Source organism: Streptomyces barringtoniae, from assembly GCF_020819595.1.
In the GTDB taxonomy this organism is placed as follows: domain Bacteria; phylum Actinomycetota; class Actinomycetes; order Streptomycetales; family Streptomycetaceae; genus Streptomyces; species Streptomyces barringtoniae.
In genome coordinates, this window is sequence record NZ_JAJHNP010000106.1 from 1 (window position 1) to 507 (window position 507).

Below are 507 nucleotides of genomic sequence, written 5' to 3' on the forward strand. Positions count from 1 at the left end.
TTCATGGGCCAGGTGCGCTCGTCCATGCGTGCGATCGCCGCCCACGAGCCTGACCCGGGAACGGTGCTGACGCGTACCAACGAGTTGCTCGTCGCGATGGACGCGCCACGCTTCGCAAGCTGCACCCTGCTGCACCTCGATCCGCGTGACGGACAGGTCATCGGCACCAGCGCAGGCCATGTGCCCCTGCTCCACGCACGCGACGACGGCAGCCACACCATCCGCACGCTTCCCGCCGGGCCGGTCCTGGGCATCGTGCCTGGCACCGAGTACCCAGAGGAGACCTTCACTTTGGAAGAGGGCACCGCGCTGGTCATGGTCACCGACGGCGTGGTCGAAGGGCCGCGCCTGACCCTGGACGCCGGACTGGAGCGAGCGGGAGCGCTGGCCGGTCGAGCCCTCCAGGACCGGCTCGGCGTCGAGGCGACCGCAGACCGGGTACTCGACGCGGTGGCCGCGGTGGACCACCTCGACGACGTGGCCGTGCTGGTCATCCGACGCGCATGA

General features: G+C 70.2%; 1 protein-coding gene. It reads left to right on the plus strand.

Translation table 11 applies throughout. From position 1 onward, the window contains the following. Positions 1-507, plus strand: a 507-nt coding sequence (locus LMU33_RS40920; RefSeq protein WP_228627200.1) for a PP2C family protein-serine/threonine phosphatase, incomplete at its 5' end; no start/stop codon positions are given.